This window comes from Flavobacterium sp. NRK1 (assembly GCF_024054175.1).
In the GTDB taxonomy this organism is placed as follows: domain Bacteria; phylum Bacteroidota; class Bacteroidia; order Flavobacteriales; family Flavobacteriaceae; genus Flavobacterium.
In genome coordinates, this window is sequence record NZ_JAMXLA010000001.1 from 950,606 (window position 1) to 966,894 (window position 16,289).

A 16,289-nucleotide genomic window follows, 5' to 3' on the forward strand; every position below is an offset into this window, starting at 1 on the left:
AACAATAAAAACTAACAGTTTAAGAATGTATAATTTTTCAGTTAAACCACTTGTAGCAGCAGCGTTGCTATTTGGGGGAATGCAGACAGGAATTGCACAAGATTATCTTGTAAATTCACTTAAAAATAACCAGAGCGCAAACAGCGCAGAAGCATTTAAATTTTCAGATGTTATCAATATCGAAAATACTCCGGTAAAAAATCAGGGATCATCAGGTACTTGCTGGAGTTATTCAGCAAACTCTTTCCTTGAATCAGAAATGATACGCATGGGTAAAGAGCCGGTTGAAATTTCTCAAATATATACTGCACGTAACGCTTATATAGAAAAAGGTAAAAATTATGTGCGTATGCATGGTGCTATTACACTTGGTGATGGTGGCGCACTACATGATGTAATTAATATGTACCGCCAATATGGTGCATTGCCGCAAAGTCTTTATACAGGCCTTAACTATGGCACTACAAATAACAAATTTGCAGAAATGCAGGCAATGGGACAGGGTGTTCTTGAAGCAGCGGTAAAAAACCCTAACGGAGAGCTTTCACCAAACTGGATAAAAGCTTATACATCTGTTATAGATACTTATCTTGGCGAAGTACCTCAGTCTTTTGAATGGAAAGGTAAAAAATATACTCCGCAGACATTTGCAAAAAATGTTATAGGAATTAATGCAGACGATTATGTAGAGCTGTCTTCATTTACAGACCATCCTTACTACTCTCAGTTTGTACTAATGGTGCCGGACAACTGGTCGCTTGACTTAGTATATAACGTAAAACTAAACGATCTTACAGATATTATAGATAATGCTCTTAAAAAAGGTTATACTGTAGGATGGGCCGGAGATGTTAGCGAAAAAGGATTTAGCTGGAAAAATGGTGTTGCTTATGTTCCGTCAAAAAACTTCAGCGAAATGACTCCAGAAGAAAAAGAAGGAATGTTTATCGGGCCAAAAGAAGAGCTTGAAATTACTCCTGAGCTTCGCCAAAAAGCTTTTGATAACTACAATACTACAGATGACCACGGTATGCACATTGTAGGGCTTGCAAAAGACCAGACAGGTAAAGAATACTATATTATAAAAAACTCATGGGGTGCATCTAACGATTATAAAGGGTACATGTACATGACTAAAAACTTTGTAAAATATAAGTCTACAGCTATTTTGCTTAACAAAGGTGGTTTACCTTCTGCAATAGCTAAAAAACTTGACATAAAGCAGTAAAAAACGCTTTTCATCTTAATTAATTCATAAATCCCGAAAGTTATACTTTCGGGATTTTTTATATCCGCTATTTATACTCTTTCTAGCATAAAGGCGCCAAAATACTTGCTATCTTTGTTAATCAGAGTATATTTCACAACAAACTAATTGTTTTCAACTCAGGAAAACACAATACTTAGCTGCTAATTATGAGAAAAGTATTTATTCTTTTTACCATTACCTCTTTATCAATTATTGCCCTGCTTACTTATATTAACTGGAAATCAATCCTTTTACTTCTCATCTTCCTTCCGCTGATAGCTATGGGATTTTATGATATGTATCAGTCTAAAAAATCCATAAGGCGCAATTTCCCTTTATTGGGCAGGATGCGTTATCTGCTTGAATCTATAGGCCCGGAAATACGACAGTATTTTATTGAAACCGATTTAGATGGAAAGCCGTTTAACCGTTTACAACGAAGCCTTATTTACCAACGCAGTAAAAAAGAAAATGACACTACCCCTTTTGGAACCCAGCTTAATGTGTATGACATGGGGTATCTGTGGATAAACCACAGTATAAGAGCCTTGCCTTTAAAAGATATAAATCATGACCCGCGAATAATGATCGGGTCTGAACAATGCACCAAACCTTATAGTGCGAGCTTATTTAATATTAGCGCTATGAGCTATGGCTCATTAAGTAAAAATGCCATACTTGCACTGAATGCAGGTGCTAAACAGGGAAACTTTTATCACAACACAGGCGAGGGCGGATTATCTCATTATCACTTAGAACCTGGAGGTGATATTGTATGGAACATTGGTACAGGTTATTTTAGCTGTAGAGATGCTGATGGCAATTTTTCTTATGAAGAATACGCTAAAAGAGCCGTGCTTGATAAAGTAAAAATGATAGAAATAAAATTCTCGCAGGGTGCAAAACCCGGACATGGAGGAATTTTACCAAAAGAAAAAGTAACTGATGAAATTGCAAACATCCGTATAGTAAGTAAAGGAAGGGATATTATATCGCCTGCTTATCACTCTGCCTTTACCACTCCGCTTGAGCTTATGGATTTTATAAAACTATTGCGTAAAGGGTCGGGAGGCAAACCTATAGGAATGAAGATATGTATCGGCAATAAATCTGAATTCCTATCTATCTGCAAGGCTATGGTTAGCACTAAGACCTATTTTGATTTTATTACTGTAGACGGCGCCGAAGGAGGAACCGGAGCAGCACCACAGGAATATTCAGACCATGTAGGTATGCCATTGCGCGATGCGTTAGCCTTTGTACATGATTCATTAGTAGGTTTCGGTGTCCGCGAACAGATTAAGATTATATGCAGCGGAAAAATTGTTACAGGCTTTGATATTATTAAAACGCTTTCAACCGGAGCCGATCTTTGCAACTCTGCCAGGGGAATGATGTTCGCTCTGGGCTGCATACAGGCGCTGGAATGCCATAAAAATACATGCCCTACAGGTGTAGCCACACAAGACCCAAAACTTGTTAAAGGGCTTGTTCCTGAAGAAAAAAGTGTTCGTGTATTCCGCTTTCAGCAGGAAACCGTTAAAAGTGCTATGGAATTAATGGCATCTGCCGGTATAGCACACCCTAATAAAGTAGACAGAAGCGTAGTAAGTATGAGGGTTGACAGAACCAGAATAGTGACTTTAGAAGAAACCTATCCTGAACTTGAAAAAGGCTGTCTTATACATGAACAGACAGTACCTGAAAGATGGTCTTACTTCTGGAAGAAATCATCTGTAGAAAAATTTTAAATAAAGCCAAAATAAAAGCCCCGGTAACGGGGCTTTATATTTATTACTTATTGTGCTTTTTCTTAGCAATATCAATAAACTTTTTAGCATCTTTCTTGTTGTCCTTTGCAACATTGATCCTTGTTTTAGATCCATCATTCATATGAACTAAAATCTGGTAATTCTTTTCGACCATTACTAAAGACAAAATAGTAAAACCAAGTGCTATTAATGCAATCAGGGAAAAGATCCATCCTTCAAGATTTCTTTCTAAATATAGAATAAAGAAAAATGAAGAGGATATAAGTACCCATAAGAGCGATTTTATACTAACCTTGGTTACAAATTCCAATTTCTGAACAGACTCAAACTTAACATGGTTTTCCCGGTGTGGAGAAGCTAAAATTATCCTATCGTTAAATATCTTCCCGCAGCTATTGTTAAACAATGGCATCATATCCATTTCCATATTCAAAACAATTTTTTATGTAAATTAATTTTTTCTCTTTCGTACACAAAATAACAGTTACCAATTAAAATACCCTACATTTTATTTAAGATTTTTTTCACAAAAAATTAAGAAAAGAGTCATTGATAAAGCTAAATATCTGTGTATAAATTTCTTACATAAAAAATTTTAACATATTGAATTACAGTACTTTTATAACGCAATGCATTTCATCGGATTTAAATGCATTTAAAGTGTTAACGAAATCTTAAAGAAAAGATAAGACAGCCATTTTTAACAATACAATACAGCACTAAAATGGCAAAAACTTCAGAAATTCAACTCTGAGGACAGTTAGAAATAGAAAAAGCCCTGCTTACTTAGGCAGGGCTTTTAAAAAATTAGATCTTATACTACAATCCTGCAACATCTTTTAGCTTACGGATATTATTTGCTCTTGCAGCTGCATATTTTTTATATTGTGTAGCCGTTAGTACAGACTTTAGCTTAGTATCTCTCTCTTCATTTATAGCATGTGTTTTTTTTGCTTTAGCCGAAGCATTATCTGCCGATTCATTACAGTCTTTTACTTTTTTAAGATATGCCTTGTTTACTTCAACAACCTGTGTATACTGTGTATCATTAAGTCCCAGCTGATTTTTCATCTGAGCAGCAACCGCTTTAGAGCTTTCCGATATTTTATCTGTTTCCTGAGCTGCAGCTGTGGTTGTTACAGCAATTAATAATACAGCTGCTCCTAATATAGTTTTTGCAGCGCTAATAAATCTTTTAATCATGATTTTGGTTTATAGTTAATAAAATGCGGAAAAGCCGCTATTAGCAAATATAAAAGAAAAGTGTTTATATGGGTATAAAAAAATCCCCTGCTGGGCAGGGGAAGAAATTATGATTTTTTTACCGGAGCCGTCTGAACTTTCATTTCTTTCCTGTCTATTCGGCTTTGTTGAAATCGCTGTGTTTTTTGTGCCTTGTTATCAAGATAAGTTTTAAACTGCTCTTCAGTAAGTACAGCTTTTAATTTTGCTTCTCTTTCTTCATTAAATGCTTTAACTGCCTTAACTCTTTCTGCTCTTGCAGACTGATCTGCATTAGCCTTTTTAGTTTCCATGGTTTTGCTGATAAATTCCTTATTAATTTCATGTACCTTGGCGTACTGGTCATCATTTAAGGTCAATTCAGTTTTCATTCTGTCTGATAAACGTTTTGCGCCCGTTTCGGCACGGTCCTGAGCAGATACCGTATTAGTAACTGCAATAAGCAGTACAATAGCAGCGGCCATTGTTTTAACTGCAGAAATAATCATTTTTAACATCTTTAAATATTTTTTTGGTTTATTGAATTTGAGCAAAACAACTATTGTACCATTTTTTTGCCGAAGGCTAATATAATAAAAAAAGCCTCTGAATACAGAGGCTGAATTTTTATTGTACAGGATCTTTCATTTTAAAAGATTCCATGAATTTTGTAGTGTAATTACCTTCTACATAATCCGGCTCATCCATTAACTGCCTGTGGAAAGGTATAGTTGTTTTAATACCTTCTATCACAAACTCATCAAGAGCACGCTTCATTTTATTAATAGCTTCTTCCCTTGTTTGGGCAGTAGTTATTAATTTAGCGATCATTGAATCATAGTTTGGCGGAATTGTATAACCAGAATAAACGTGAGTATCTAAACGCACCCCATGTCCGCCCGGCATATGCAGTGTAGTGATTTTACCAGGAGACGGCCTAAAATCATTATATGGATCTTCAGCGTTGATACGGCACTCTATAGAGTGTAGTTGCGGCAGATAGTTTTTACCCGAAATAGGCACACCTGCAGCCACTAATATCTGCTCGCGTATAAGGTCATAATCAATTACCTGTTCTGTAATTGGATGTTCTACCTGTATACGTGTATTCATTTCCATAAAGTAGAAATTTCTGTGTTTATCTACAAGAAATTCCACAGTACCTGCTCCTTCATATTTAATATATTCAGCAGCTTTAACAGCAGCTTCACCCATTTTAGTACGAAGTTCATCGGTCATGAACGGAGAAGGCGTTTCTTCAGTAAGTTTCTGGTGGCGTCTTTGTACCGAACAGTCCCTTTCAGAAAGGTGGCAGGCTTTACCAAAAGAATCTCCCACAACCTGTATTTCAATATGGCGAGGCTCTTCAATTAGCTTTTCCATATACATACCATCGTTGCCGAAAGATGCTGCAGCTTCCTGTTTAGCACTTTCCCATGCTTTTAAAAGCTCATCCTGTTTCCATACAGCCCTCATACCTTTACCACCACCACCGGCAGTAGCTTTAAGCATTACAGGATATCCGAATTCTTTAGCCAGCTTTTCTGCATGCTCATAAGAATCAAGAAGACCGTCAGAACCCGGTACACATGGTACACCGGCAGCTTTCATGGTAGCTTTAGCCGTAGCTTTATCTCCCATTTTATCAATCATATCCGGCGAAGCACCAATAAACTTAATACCATGCTCACCACATATTTTAGAGAATTTAGCATTCTCAGACAGGAATCCGTAACCGGGATGTATGGCGTCTGCATTAGTAATTTCAGCAGCAGCTATAATGTTAGATATTTTCAGGTAAGAAAGATTGCTTGGCGGCGGGCCTATACAAACTGCCTCGTCGGCAAATTTTACGTGAAGGCTTTCAGCATCAGCAGTAGAGTAAACCGCTACGGTTTTAATACCCATCTCCCTGCAGGTTCTTATTACACGAAGTGCAATCTCTCCCCTGTTTGCAATTAATATTTTTTTAAACATCTTTTCGAAATTATAAATTTTGAATTATAAATTTTAAATCTTCCCGATACTAAAACAGTATCTGAAATTCATCATTTAAATTCCTTATGATGGATCTACTAAGAATAAAGGCTGATCAAATTCTACCGGAGAAGCATCATCAACTAAAACCTTAACAATTTTACCCGATACTTCAGATTCGATCTCGTTGAATAATTTCATAGCCTCGATAACACAAACCACATCTCCTTTAGAGATAGTGCTTCCAACTTCTACAAACACAGGTTTGTCCGGAGATGGTTTTCTGTATAGTGTACCAATAATTGGCGACTTAATTGTAATGTATTTTGAATTATCATCTGCAACAACCGGAGCTGCGGCAGCTGGAGCTTGTGGTGCAGCCGGAGCAGCTGCCGGAGCCATTGCCTGTTGTACCGGCTGTCCCATAGGAACGTGCTGAACATAAGTTGTAGTTTCGGCAGCTCCTGCTTCAGTTGTTTTTATGGTGATTTTAAAATCATCCATCTCCAACTTAACTTCTGTAGCTCCGGATTTTGCTACAAACTTGATTAGGTTTTGAATCTCTCTAATATCCATAATTTCCGTTATTTTGTATAGTTTGTTTGATTATTTTTTATCGTATGCCCATTTAAGGTAAATAGAACCCCATGTAAATCCGCCTCCAAAAGAAGCAAAGATAAGATTATCTCCCTTTTTAAAAAGGTGCTCGAAGTCATTTAACAGTAATGGCAGTGTTGCCGATGTTGTATTACCGTACTTTTCTATATTAACTAATACTTTAGCTTCGTCAAGATTCATTCTTGAAGCAGTTGCATCAATAATCCTTCTGTTAGCCTGGTGTGCAATAAGCCAGTTAACATCGTCATTATTAAGATTATTGTTTTGCATGATCCTTTCACTTACATCTGCCATGTTGGAAACCGCATATTTAAATACAGTTTTACCATCCTGATGAACAAAGTGCTGGCCATTATCTATAGTTTCGTGGGTTGGAGGCAGTAAAGAACCTCCCGCTTCAATTTTAAGGAATTCGCGGCCTATACCGTCACTTCTTAAAATTTCATCCTGCAGGCCAAGACCTTCTTCATTTGGCTCAAACAATGCTGCTCCGGCGCCATCGCCAAAAATAATGCATGTTGCCCTGTCAGTATAATCTATAATTGAAGACATTTTATCTGCTCCGATAACCAGTACTTTTTTATATCTGCCCGCCTGAATGTAAGCTGCCGCGGTACTCATACCATATAAAAAACTTGAACATGCTGCCTGTAAATCGTAAGCAAAGGCGTTTACCGCGCCTATTTGTGATGCAACATAAACTGCTGTTGCCGCAACCGGCATATCCGGAGTTGTGGTTGCTAAAAGCACCATATCAATCTCTTCAGGATTTGTGCCTGACTTTTTAAGTAAGTCTTCGGCTGCTTTTATTGCTAAAAAGGAAGTTCCTTTGTCTTTATCTTTAAGAATGCGCCTTTCTTTAATGCCTGTACGGGTAGTAATCCATTCATCGTTAGTATCTACCATTGTTTCTAACACCTTGTTAGATAACACAAAATCTGGAACATATCCCCCTACTGCTGTAATGGCGGCTGTTATTTTACTCATAGGATAAATTTTTCAATCTCAGTTGAGGAATTTGAAAAGTGGTGGAAATTACAAAAAAAATGCAAATTGAGATGTAATAAGCCCCGTTAAATTAAAAAAAATGGGTATGTAATAAAAAAACTCTCACGCTGTGAGAGTTTTTACCCTATTTTTTACTGCAATTATGCTACAGCTTCTGCTTTGTCTATTACAACCTGGCCTCTGTAATACATTTTGCCTTCATGCCAGTAAGCTCTGTGATATAAATGTGCTTCTCCTGTTACAGGACATGTAGCAATTTGAGGAACAGACGCTTTATAATGTGTCCTTCTCTTATCTCTTCTGGTTTTCGAGGTCTTTCTCTTAGGATGTGCCATTTTACTATATTATTTATCCGTTAATAGTTTTTTTAATTCGTCCCAACGGGGATCTGTATCTTCTTTTTTATCTTCTTCTCTTTGCTTTTCCTTTGGGGAAAGCTCGTTAAGTTTGTCTAATATGTCGGCGGCGACGGTACCGTCCTTAACTCCCGGATGTATTCGTTTTGAAGGAACCGACAGTACTATCATCTCATAGATATACTGCGATACATCTACCTGAAATTCGCCATGCGGCAGTATGAGCATTTCATCGTTATCATCATTATACTCATCACCAAATTTCACTATAAGGTCAAGCTTGCCTTTTACGGGCAGGTCAAAATCCTCATTAGTAATATCACAAGGCACATTTACAGTACCTTTATGCTTAAAGCTTAACTCAAGCATTGTGATTTTTTTCTCCAAAACAAGATTCACTTTGATGTTGACATCGTTATACTCATCAAAACCAAAGTCATCAAAGAACGCTTTATTAATCTCAAACTCAAACTGGTGCTTACCTTGTTTCAACCCCGCAAAAGGAATCAAAAATTCTTTGTTCACTTTCATTTCCAGTCGGTTTTTATTTTGTTAAACTCGATAATTACGGCTTAAAACACCGCAACTCATTTCGTTACAACAGTTTTGAGCGTGCAAAGATATAAAATTATTGCAATTCCAAAACGGTTATCAACATTTTTTTGTTTATAACTGTTTTTCCTTGATTTTCAAGGGATTTTTAGTTATTTCTGCATACTCAGTCCTCGAATGAAATATATCAAGTGCCATATATACAGCTTCTTTAAACGAATTAAAATCGGCTATTCCCTTACCTGCTATATCATAAGCCGTGCCATGATCGGGCGATGTTCTTATTGCCTCAAGGCCTGCTGTATAGTTAACTCCGCCGCCAAAAGCCAGTGTTTTAAACGGTATAAGTCCCTGGTCATGGTAAGCAGCTATTACCGCATCATATTTTTCATACTGTCCGCTCCCGAAAAAGCTGTCTGCCGAATAAGGCCCGAAAACAAGCACACCTTCTTCAAATAATTTTTTAAGGGCCGGTTTTACAACTGCATCGTCTTCTTTACCAATTACTCCATTGTCTCCGCTGTGTGGGTTTACCCCTAATACTGCAATTTTAGGTTTATTTATTCCGAAATCCTGTTTAAGCGAATGATTTACAGTAAGCAGTTTTTTTCTTATAAGTTCTTCTGTTAAATGTGCCGAAACCTCATTTACAGGGATATGATCTGTAAGCAGGCCTACCCTAAGATTATCCTGAACCATAAGCATTAATGCGTCGCCTTCCAGTTCTTTATCCAGATAATCAGTATGTCCCGGGAATTTAAAATCTTCAGACTGTATGTTATACTTATTAATAGGAGCTGTTACCAGCAGGTCTATTTTATGCTGTTTTAATGCTGCAACAGCTTCGGTAAACGATTTAATAGCATATTTACCTACTATCTCATCGTTTTTACCAAACTCAATATTTACACTTTCGCGCCATATGTTAAGTACGTTTATTTTACCAATAACTAATTGGTCAAGATTGTCTATACCATGAAGATTGCAGTTAAGCTCAAGATTTTTCTTGATGAAAGACAGCACTTTTACGTTACCAAAGATAACAGGCGTGCAAAACTCCAGCATGCGGGTATCTTCAAACGTTTTTAAGATTACCTCCGGTCCAATGCCATTAAGGTCGCCTATAGATATCCCCACGATTACATTTTCTGCCTTTTTTGTCATAATGCTGTTTTATTGTACTTTTGAAGCTACAAATTTAGCAAAATAAATCAGCATGTTTACAGGAATTATTGAAACTCAGGGAACGATAAAAGAAATAACTAAAGATAATGACAATATTAACATTGCTATAACATCATCTATAACCCACCAACTTAAAATAGACCAGAGCGTAAGCCATGACGGAGTATGCCTTACCGTAGTAGCCATTAATAACGACACCTATATTGTAACCGCAATTAAAGAGACGCTTGAAAAAACTAATCTTAAAGAATGGAAAGTGGGTGGTATTGTAAACTTAGAACGCGCAATGAAGCTTGGTGACAGGCTTGACGGGCATATTGTTCAGGGGCATGTAGATCAGACCGGAGTTTGCAAATCGGTAAAAAACGCAAACGGGAGCTGGTATTTTACTTTTGAATATGACAAAAACGCTAACAACATTACCATAGAAAAAGGTTCTATTACTGTAAATGGTGTAAGCCTTACCGTTGTAAACTCAAAAGAAAATGAATTTAGCGTTGCTATTATTCCTTATACTTATGAGCATACCAACTTTAACACAATTAAAGAAGGCACTACCATAAATCTTGAATTTGATGTTGTAGGCAAATATGTAGCCCGACTGCATGCCTTAAGAAATTAATAGTTGAGCCTTACTGTAAAGTGAGGCTTTTTTTATAATTCTTAAACCCACTTTTCCAAAAACTTCCTTCGTACATAGAACTTTTGTATTAAACAACTTTTCAACACCTCTCACATTTAACAATTGTTCAGTTTCAGCAGGAATGGTTATTGCTTATTTTTGTAGAAACACTCCTCATTATGTACGACAGGATTAGAGAGAAGCTTGGCATACTTGCCGATGCAGCAAAATATGATGTGTCCTGTTCTTCGAGCGGAGGCACCCGCAAAAACGACAACAAAGGTATTGGCGACAGCAGCAGCAGTGGTATTTGCCATACCTATACTGAAGACGGCCGATGCGTTTCGCTGCTCAAGATACTTTTAACCAATCATTGTATTTACGATTGTGCTTTTTGCGTTTCACGAAAAAGCAACGATGTTAAACGCGCCGCTTTTACCGTAGATGAAGTGGTAGAGCTTACCATGAGCTTTTACCGCCGTAATTATATTGAAGGATTGTTCCTTAGCTCCGGTATTTTTAAAAATGCCGATTTTACTATGGAACGCCTTGTGCGTATTGCCAAACGGCTGCGCCTGGAAGAACGTTTTAACGGATATATACATTTAAAAACCATTCCGGGGGCAAGCCAGGAACTGCTTACTGAAGCTGGTTTGTATGCCGACCGTATGAGCATTAATCTTGAAATGCCTACCGAAACCGGATTGAAACTTCTGGCGCCCGAAAAATCGCATGATGATGTAAAAATGCCTCTTGGTTTTATTAAAGATACCATTACCCAGTTTAAAGACGAGAAAAAAACCGGACTTATAAAAAGCGTACCAAAGTTTGTGCCAGCCGGGCAAAGTACCCAGATGGTTATTGGTGCTACACCGGAAACCGACATGGAAATTATGTACAGTGCCGATGAGTACTACAAGAACTTTTCGTTAAAAAGGGTTTACTACTCCGGGTATATACCTATTAGTTATGATAATCGTATGCCGGTAATAGGTAGCCAGCCTCCGCTGCTGCGCGAAAACAGATTATACCAGACCGACTGGCTGATGCGTTTTTATGGCTTTAATGTAAAAGAGCTTTTAAACAGCACAAATCCTCATCTGGATACTGACATTGACCCTAAGCTTAGCTGGGCACTTCGTAATCTTGACCAGTTTCCTATAGACATTAATACAGCCGATTACCGTATGATTTTGCGTGTACCGGGTATAGGTGTGCAATCTGCTAATAAAATTGTACAGGCACGTAAGTTCGGGAAGCTACGAAGTGATCAATTGCAGAAAATAGGTATTGCCTACAATCGCGCAAAGCATTTTATCCGCTGTGCCGATAGCCCAATTATTCTTAATGAGCCTGATGCACCTCATTTAAAAAATATAATACTGACTGAAAGCAGCAGTAAATATTTAAAAGTACCGCAAAATCAACTGAGCCTCTTTTAGGTTTACAAAACCTTTGTAAAAGATGACAACTTATATCTTCGACGGTTCTTTAGAAGGACTGCTTACAGCAATTTTTGAGTTTTACGACCGAAAAGAAAAGGCCGTGCAATTGATATGGAATAAACATTATCAGCCATCAATGCTTGACGAAGCACTGGAAATAATAAATGATGAAACCAAAGCTAAACGTGTATGGGAAGGGCTTAAGAAAAAATTAAGCCCCGAATGGCGTACCCGTTTTTATAAAGCCTACCTGTCTGAAGATCCGCAGACATTTCAGGATCTGTTCGATTTTGCCCGTTATATTTTTAATAGTGCAGCAGGAGCCGAAGCCAACTTTGGAAATCCGCATGTAATGGCTGTTTCTAAAATGGATAAAAAAGTTAATCGGGAAAAACACCGCATGAAGGCGTTTATCCGCTTTCAGCAAACGGCAGACGGAATTTATTACTGCCCCGTTGAACCCGACTTTAATGTACTTCCCCTAATTGCTTCATTCTTTAAGAATCGTTATGCCGACCAGCAATGGATTATTTATGATATAAAGCGCAAATATGGCTTGTTTTATGACCTCAACAAGGTTGAGGAAATAACCTATGAATTTGTTTCTGAAATAGACACCAAAAAAATTACACTCCCGTCAGCACTTACCGATGCTAAGGAAGAACTTGCCTCTGTTTTATGGAAAGATTATTTTAACAGCACTAATATTCCTGCACGTAAAAACATGAAGCTCCACATTCAGCATGTACCAAAAAGGTATTGGAAATACCTGAATGAAAAGGAAGGAAAGAATTGATCTGTTATTTATGGATTTAATTGTTCAATATCAATAAATGTAAGATTTATTGATTCACTATCAGGGCAAATAACCAAATCCACAAATAGACAAATTCACAATAATTTGTAATTTTGCCCACTTATATTACTATTATGCTTGGATTAAAACTTTTAACCGACCCACGCTGGGCAAACATTGCAGAATCTAACCTGGAAGAAATACTTACTGACCACGCATGGTGCGAACAAAAAGCGGCAGCCAACGCCCTTTATATAATTACAAACAATTCTGAGCATATAGACCTGGTTGAAAAAATGGCAGAGATAGCCATTGAAGAAATGGATCATTTTAAGCAGGTCGTTGAAATTATAAAACAACGCGGTTATACTCTTGGCAGGGAAAAAAGAGATGATTATGTAAATCAGCTCTTTAAGTTTAGTAAAAAAAATTGCAGCCGTAATACCTCATTTATAGACAGGCTTCTTTTTGCGGCAATGATAGAGGCCAGAAGCTGTGAGCGTTTTAAGGTGCTTTCACAAAATATACAGGATAAAGAGCTGGCAAAGTTTTATTATGACCTTATGGTTTCGGAAGCTACACACTATACTACCTTTTTAAATTTTGCCCGAAAATATGCTGAAGATGTAGATGTAGAGAAACGATGGGCAGAATGGCTTGAGTTTGAAGGAGAGTTAATTCAGAGCTACGGAAAATCGGAGGCCATACACGGGTAACGCTTACTCTTTTTTACCACCCAGTTTTACCTTAACTTTTCCGTCTTTATCATCTTCTGCAGTAAGGTGTACTACTATACCGCGATTACGCCTTTTGGCAAGTTCTTTTTTATCGGTTATATCTTCATCTTTTTTCGGATTGCGCAAAGGTACATCTACATATAGTTGCGTACCGGCACCAAAGGAATAGACCCCTTGTAAATCCATATTAAGCACGCTGGAATTAATCTGCATTGGCGCTATGGTAATTTTTTCCCCTGCTACTGCAAAATCACCCTTAAGATTATCAAATTCTATGGTATTCATATCCCTGAAAGGAAAAACAAATTTACCTACATTCCGAACCGGGTCAAAATTAAGAAGCTTACCGTGTTTCAACTGAAAAGATAAATTACCATACATAGATTTTGAAACCAATTCTCCTTCATCGGTTATACTGCCGGATATATCAGCTTTAGCAGATACCCTTCCTTTAAGATTATCAGATTGTAAAGACTCCATACCAAAATTATTAAAGGCGTAGAAAAATTTACCAATATCTACATTCTTAACCATGGCATTAACTTTATACTTATTATACCTGCCATTTTCATTCATACTTCCGCTTACTGTTAAAGCTCCCCCTGCATGGCTTAATCCTGCATTTTTCAATAAAACACCGCTATCAGTCATTAAAACATTGGCCCTGACATTTGTTGCTAAAAACTTTTTATAATAAAGCTTGTTTACATTAAGATGTATGTCAACATTGGTTTTAGCAAAAAAATCATTCATTTCTTTGGTAAAATTACCCTTCCTGTTTTTTTGTATTGCGGCTTTAGTTGTTTTGCGGCTGCCTAAAAACTGCATAAACTCGCCCACATTAAGCTGTGAGCTGTTTACATTCCAGTTTAATACTATCTTTTCAGGATCGGTATAATACAGGTTCATGAAATTTTTAATATGCCCGTCCATGTTTATAGTGCTATGTTTTGTTTTTAGCGCTATAGTACTTATGGTAAGATCTTCACTTGTAAAATTAAGCAGTACAGATACATCTTTAAAAGTCATTTTCCTTGGCATATATGTTATATCAGCATCTTCAATGTCAATTTTACCTTTTATATATGGCCTTGTAATTTTATAATCTACAATATCTGCCCTAAAATCTACTTTTACATTTGCAGTACCCGATGAAAAAGCAAGCAGGTCATCATCAATAATACTTTTAAGTTTAGGCATCTCAAATTGGGATGAGAAATCGCCAACGGCAACAGGCTTATCTAAATTAAGTATATATACCTTTTGCATGGCAACGGGCAAGCCTGCATACAAGCCTTTAAAATTATTAAGTTTAATAGCTGAATTTTCATCGCTAAGTCCTTTGCTCTTTATATAGTTGTTAGTAAACACACCATTAAAACTACAGCTGCTTACTAATCCGCCGGGTGTTTCCAGTTCATTGTCTTTAATTTCAGCATTAACCAGTATGAGCGGATCACCTTCTGCATTAAAGTCACCTACAAGATCACACTTTACCTTAATTGGTTTACTAAGATTAAACATACCCAGCTTTACGGTAATATTAGGAGAAAGTAAACGGGCAGCATTACTCCACAAAATACTCTCATTAGCAATGTTTATTGTAAATTTTGCAACTTCATTGTAAAAATAAAATTTACCGCCTATAACAAAATCATCTCCTCCAATTTCAAGATTATTAGGTTTAACTACCAGAGAGTGGTGTTCTTCGTTAAAAATTGCTTCAAACTTACCTTTAAGGGTTTTGTTTTTAATAAAGCTTCCTCTTTGGGTATTAAAGGCAAGGCTATAGGCAAGGGCATTAAGTTTGGCATCTGCCTTAATGCCGGATGACAGGTATTTAATGTGTCCGTCAAGGGAATTTACCCTGAATTTGTATAACTTATTTTTTTGACGGTTATCTATAATAAGTGTTACATTTTCCAGTAAAATATTTTTTAGTTCAGGAAAGCTTCCTGCCTCATTATCATTTTTATCCGTTTTATCTTTTTTAAAAATATTGGTATTGCTATATCCTTGTTTATCTGTAAACATATCTATAACCGCATTGTTTATAGCTATCTTTCTTATAGCAATAGTACCTCTAAGCAATGCCATTGTGTTAATGGTAACATCAAGTTCTCCTGCTTTAAGTAATATATGATTGTGAATATTGATGTGGCTGTCTTTTAAAACTACTTTTTCCAGCCTGAGTGAAATATTAGGAAAGCCTTTAAGAAATGTTGGATCCATTTCTTCTAACGTAAGCGATCCGCTAAGCCCTCCGTTAAGTTGTTTCAGCAAACTTGCCTGAACTTCATTTTTGTTTGAATTTATGTACCAGGCTAAGCCAACATACATAACTATTGTAAGTAAAAATAGTATCAGAAATATGCGAAAAAACCATCGCATACCTTTTGAAAAGTAGAATTCAATAAAAAACTGTTTAATTTTATTATCCATATTTTAATGATTAATCTACCTTATAAATAATACATATTCAATTATTAAATCTACACCTTAATTTTCACAACTTTTGTTAAATTTCAATATTAACCCAATAGTATAAAGTTAATTAACAAAGCTTTAAGCTTTACAGGGCTTTGTTATATAAATATTTAAATATTAAATAAAGTGTTATACATGCAACAATTTTAGCTCTAAATGTTATTGTTCAAAAAGCCAGTAATAGCAGGTGCTTTCAGAAATCTCTATTTTACGGTTTTCCTCATTAGCATTTCTTTAACAAATTGTTATACAATAATTTAGGTA

At 36.6% G+C, this 16,289-nt stretch carries 16 protein-coding genes; 6 read left to right on the forward strand and 10 right to left on the reverse strand.

The window, feature by feature from the left end; translation table 11 throughout:
- Positions 1 to 25 precede the first annotated feature (25 nt).
- Positions 26 to 1,228, forward strand: coding sequence for an aminopeptidase C (locus NHE85_RS04580; RefSeq protein WP_252810110.1), 1,203 nt, complete (start codon positions 26 to 28; stop codon positions 1,226 to 1,228).
- Positions 1,229 to 1,416: 188 nt separating this feature from the next.
- The gene (locus tag NHE85_RS04585) at positions 1,417 to 3,000 is read left to right on the forward strand and encodes an FMN-binding glutamate synthase family protein (RefSeq protein WP_252810112.1); all 1,584 of its coding nucleotides are present in this window, start codon (positions 1,417 to 1,419) and stop codon (positions 2,998 to 3,000) included.
- Positions 3,001 to 3,043: 43 nt separating this feature from the next.
- Here NHE85_RS04585 and NHE85_RS04590 read toward each other — a convergent pair whose 3' ends face one another.
- From NHE85_RS04590 to pdxA, 9 genes are all read right to left on the reverse strand, one after another.
- Positions 3,044 to 3,448 (reverse strand): hypothetical protein, encoded by a 405-nt coding sequence (locus tag NHE85_RS04590; RefSeq protein WP_252810114.1) that lies wholly within the window; start codon positions 3,446 to 3,448, stop codon positions 3,044 to 3,046.
- A 392-nt stretch (positions 3,449 to 3,840) separates the two neighbouring features.
- Positions 3,841 to 4,224: a DUF4890 domain-containing protein gene (locus NHE85_RS04595; RefSeq protein ID WP_252810117.1), complete on the reverse strand. Its 384-nt coding sequence runs from the start codon at positions 4,222 to 4,224 to the stop codon at positions 3,841 to 3,843.
- 107 nt (positions 4,225 to 4,331) lie between these two features.
- Complete coding sequence (locus tag NHE85_RS04600) at positions 4,332 to 4,751, reverse strand: DUF4890 domain-containing protein (protein WP_252810118.1); 420 nt, start codon at positions 4,749 to 4,751, stop codon at positions 4,332 to 4,334.
- Positions 4,752 to 4,869: 118 nt separating this feature from the next.
- Positions 4,870 to 6,219: an acetyl-CoA carboxylase biotin carboxylase subunit gene (gene accC, locus NHE85_RS04605; RefSeq protein WP_252810120.1), complete on the reverse strand. Its 1,350-nt coding sequence runs from the start codon at positions 6,217 to 6,219 to the stop codon at positions 4,870 to 4,872.
- An 84-nt stretch (positions 6,220 to 6,303) separates the two neighbouring features.
- Positions 6,304 to 6,795 carry an acetyl-CoA carboxylase biotin carboxyl carrier protein gene (gene accB, locus NHE85_RS04610; protein ID WP_252810122.1) on the reverse strand — a complete coding sequence of 164 codons (492 nt, stop codon included), beginning with the start codon at positions 6,793 to 6,795 and terminating at the stop codon, positions 6,304 to 6,306.
- Positions 6,796 to 6,825: 30 nt separating this feature from the next.
- Entirely contained in the window at positions 6,826 to 7,824 is a 999-nt protein-coding gene (locus tag NHE85_RS04615; RefSeq protein WP_252810124.1) for a beta-ketoacyl-ACP synthase III, read from the reverse strand.
- 161 nt (positions 7,825 to 7,985) lie between these two features.
- Positions 7,986 to 8,180: a 50S ribosomal protein L32 gene (rpmF, locus tag NHE85_RS04620; RefSeq protein WP_026993360.1), complete on the reverse strand. Its 195-nt coding sequence runs from the start codon at positions 8,178 to 8,180 to the stop codon at positions 7,986 to 7,988.
- 9 nt (positions 8,181 to 8,189) lie between these two features.
- Positions 8,190 to 8,732, reverse strand: coding sequence for a DUF177 domain-containing protein (locus NHE85_RS04625; protein WP_252810126.1), 543 nt, complete (start codon positions 8,730 to 8,732; stop codon positions 8,190 to 8,192).
- A gap of 135 nt (positions 8,733 to 8,867) precedes the next feature.
- Entirely contained in the window at positions 8,868 to 9,917 is a 1,050-nt protein-coding gene (gene pdxA / locus NHE85_RS04630; protein ID WP_252810128.1) for a 4-hydroxythreonine-4-phosphate dehydrogenase PdxA, read from the reverse strand.
- A gap of 52 nt (positions 9,918 to 9,969) precedes the next feature.
- Here pdxA and NHE85_RS04635 point away from each other — a divergent pair, with 52 nt between their 5' ends.
- The 4 genes from NHE85_RS04635 (at position 9,970) to NHE85_RS04650 (ending at position 13,517) form a co-directional block, all read left to right on the forward strand.
- Positions 9,970 to 10,560 carry a riboflavin synthase gene (locus NHE85_RS04635; RefSeq protein WP_252810130.1) on the forward strand — a complete coding sequence of 197 codons (591 nt, stop codon included), beginning with the start codon at positions 9,970 to 9,972 and terminating at the stop codon, positions 10,558 to 10,560.
- A 176-nt stretch (positions 10,561 to 10,736) separates the two neighbouring features.
- The gene (locus NHE85_RS04640) at positions 10,737 to 12,002 is read left to right on the forward strand and encodes a putative DNA modification/repair radical SAM protein (RefSeq protein ID WP_252813276.1); all 1,266 of its coding nucleotides are present in this window, start codon (positions 10,737 to 10,739) and stop codon (positions 12,000 to 12,002) included.
- 22 nt (positions 12,003 to 12,024) lie between these two features.
- Positions 12,025 to 12,801, forward strand: a complete 777-nt coding sequence (locus tag NHE85_RS04645; RefSeq protein WP_252810132.1) for a TIGR03915 family putative DNA repair protein — start codon at positions 12,025 to 12,027, stop codon at positions 12,799 to 12,801.
- 134 nt (positions 12,802 to 12,935) lie between these two features.
- Positions 12,936 to 13,517: a tRNA-(ms[2]io[6]A)-hydroxylase gene (locus NHE85_RS04650; RefSeq protein ID WP_252810134.1), complete on the forward strand. Its 582-nt coding sequence runs from the start codon at positions 12,936 to 12,938 to the stop codon at positions 13,515 to 13,517.
- 3 nt (positions 13,518 to 13,520) lie between these two features.
- On the opposite strand, the gene NHE85_RS04655 is transcribed toward NHE85_RS04650, so the two are convergent.
- On the reverse strand, positions 13,521 to 15,980 hold the full coding sequence (locus tag NHE85_RS04655) for an AsmA-like C-terminal region-containing protein (protein ID WP_252810136.1): 2,460 nt from the start codon (positions 15,978 to 15,980) through the stop codon (positions 13,521 to 13,523).
- Positions 15,981 to 16,289: the final 309 nt, after the last annotated feature.

Excerpts from the sequence above, each read along its gene's own strand:
- NHE85_RS04580 (WP_252810110.1), top strand. The coding sequence starts at position 26 with ATGTATAATTTTTCAGTTAAACCACTTGTAGCAGCAGCGTTGCTATTT.
- NHE85_RS04585 (WP_252810112.1), top strand. The coding sequence starts at position 1,417 with ATGAGAAAAGTATTTATTCTTTTTACCATTACCTCTTTATCAATTATT.
- NHE85_RS04590 (WP_252810114.1), bottom strand. The coding sequence starts at position 3,448 with ATGGAAATGGATATGATGCCATTGTTTAACAATAGCTGCGGGAAGATA.
- NHE85_RS04595 (WP_252810117.1), bottom strand. The coding sequence starts at position 4,224 with ATGATTAAAAGATTTATTAGCGCTGCAAAAACTATATTAGGAGCAGCT.
- NHE85_RS04600 (WP_252810118.1), bottom strand. The coding sequence starts at position 4,751 with ATGATTATTTCTGCAGTTAAAACAATGGCCGCTGCTATTGTACTGCTT.
- accC (WP_252810120.1), bottom strand. The coding sequence starts at position 6,219 with ATGTTTAAAAAAATATTAATTGCAAACAGGGGAGAGATTGCACTTCGT.
- accB (WP_252810122.1), bottom strand. The coding sequence starts at position 6,795 with ATGGATATTAGAGAGATTCAAAACCTAATCAAGTTTGTAGCAAAATCC.
- NHE85_RS04615 (WP_252810124.1), bottom strand. The coding sequence starts at position 7,824 with ATGAGTAAAATAACAGCCGCCATTACAGCAGTAGGGGGATATGTTCCA.
- rpmF (WP_026993360.1), bottom strand. The coding sequence starts at position 8,180 with ATGGCACATCCTAAGAGAAAGACCTCGAAAACCAGAAGAGATAAGAGA.
- NHE85_RS04625 (WP_252810126.1), bottom strand. The coding sequence starts at position 8,732 with ATGAAAGTGAACAAAGAATTTTTGATTCCTTTTGCGGGGTTGAAACAA.
- pdxA (WP_252810128.1), bottom strand. The coding sequence starts at position 9,917 with ATGACAAAAAAGGCAGAAAATGTAATCGTGGGGATATCTATAGGCGAC.
- NHE85_RS04635 (WP_252810130.1), top strand. The coding sequence starts at position 9,970 with ATGTTTACAGGAATTATTGAAACTCAGGGAACGATAAAAGAAATAACT.
- NHE85_RS04645 (WP_252810132.1), top strand. The coding sequence starts at position 12,025 with ATGACAACTTATATCTTCGACGGTTCTTTAGAAGGACTGCTTACAGCA.
- NHE85_RS04650 (WP_252810134.1), top strand. The coding sequence starts at position 12,936 with ATGCTTGGATTAAAACTTTTAACCGACCCACGCTGGGCAAACATTGCA.
- NHE85_RS04655 (WP_252810136.1), bottom strand. The coding sequence starts at position 15,980 with ATGGATAATAAAATTAAACAGTTTTTTATTGAATTCTACTTTTCAAAA.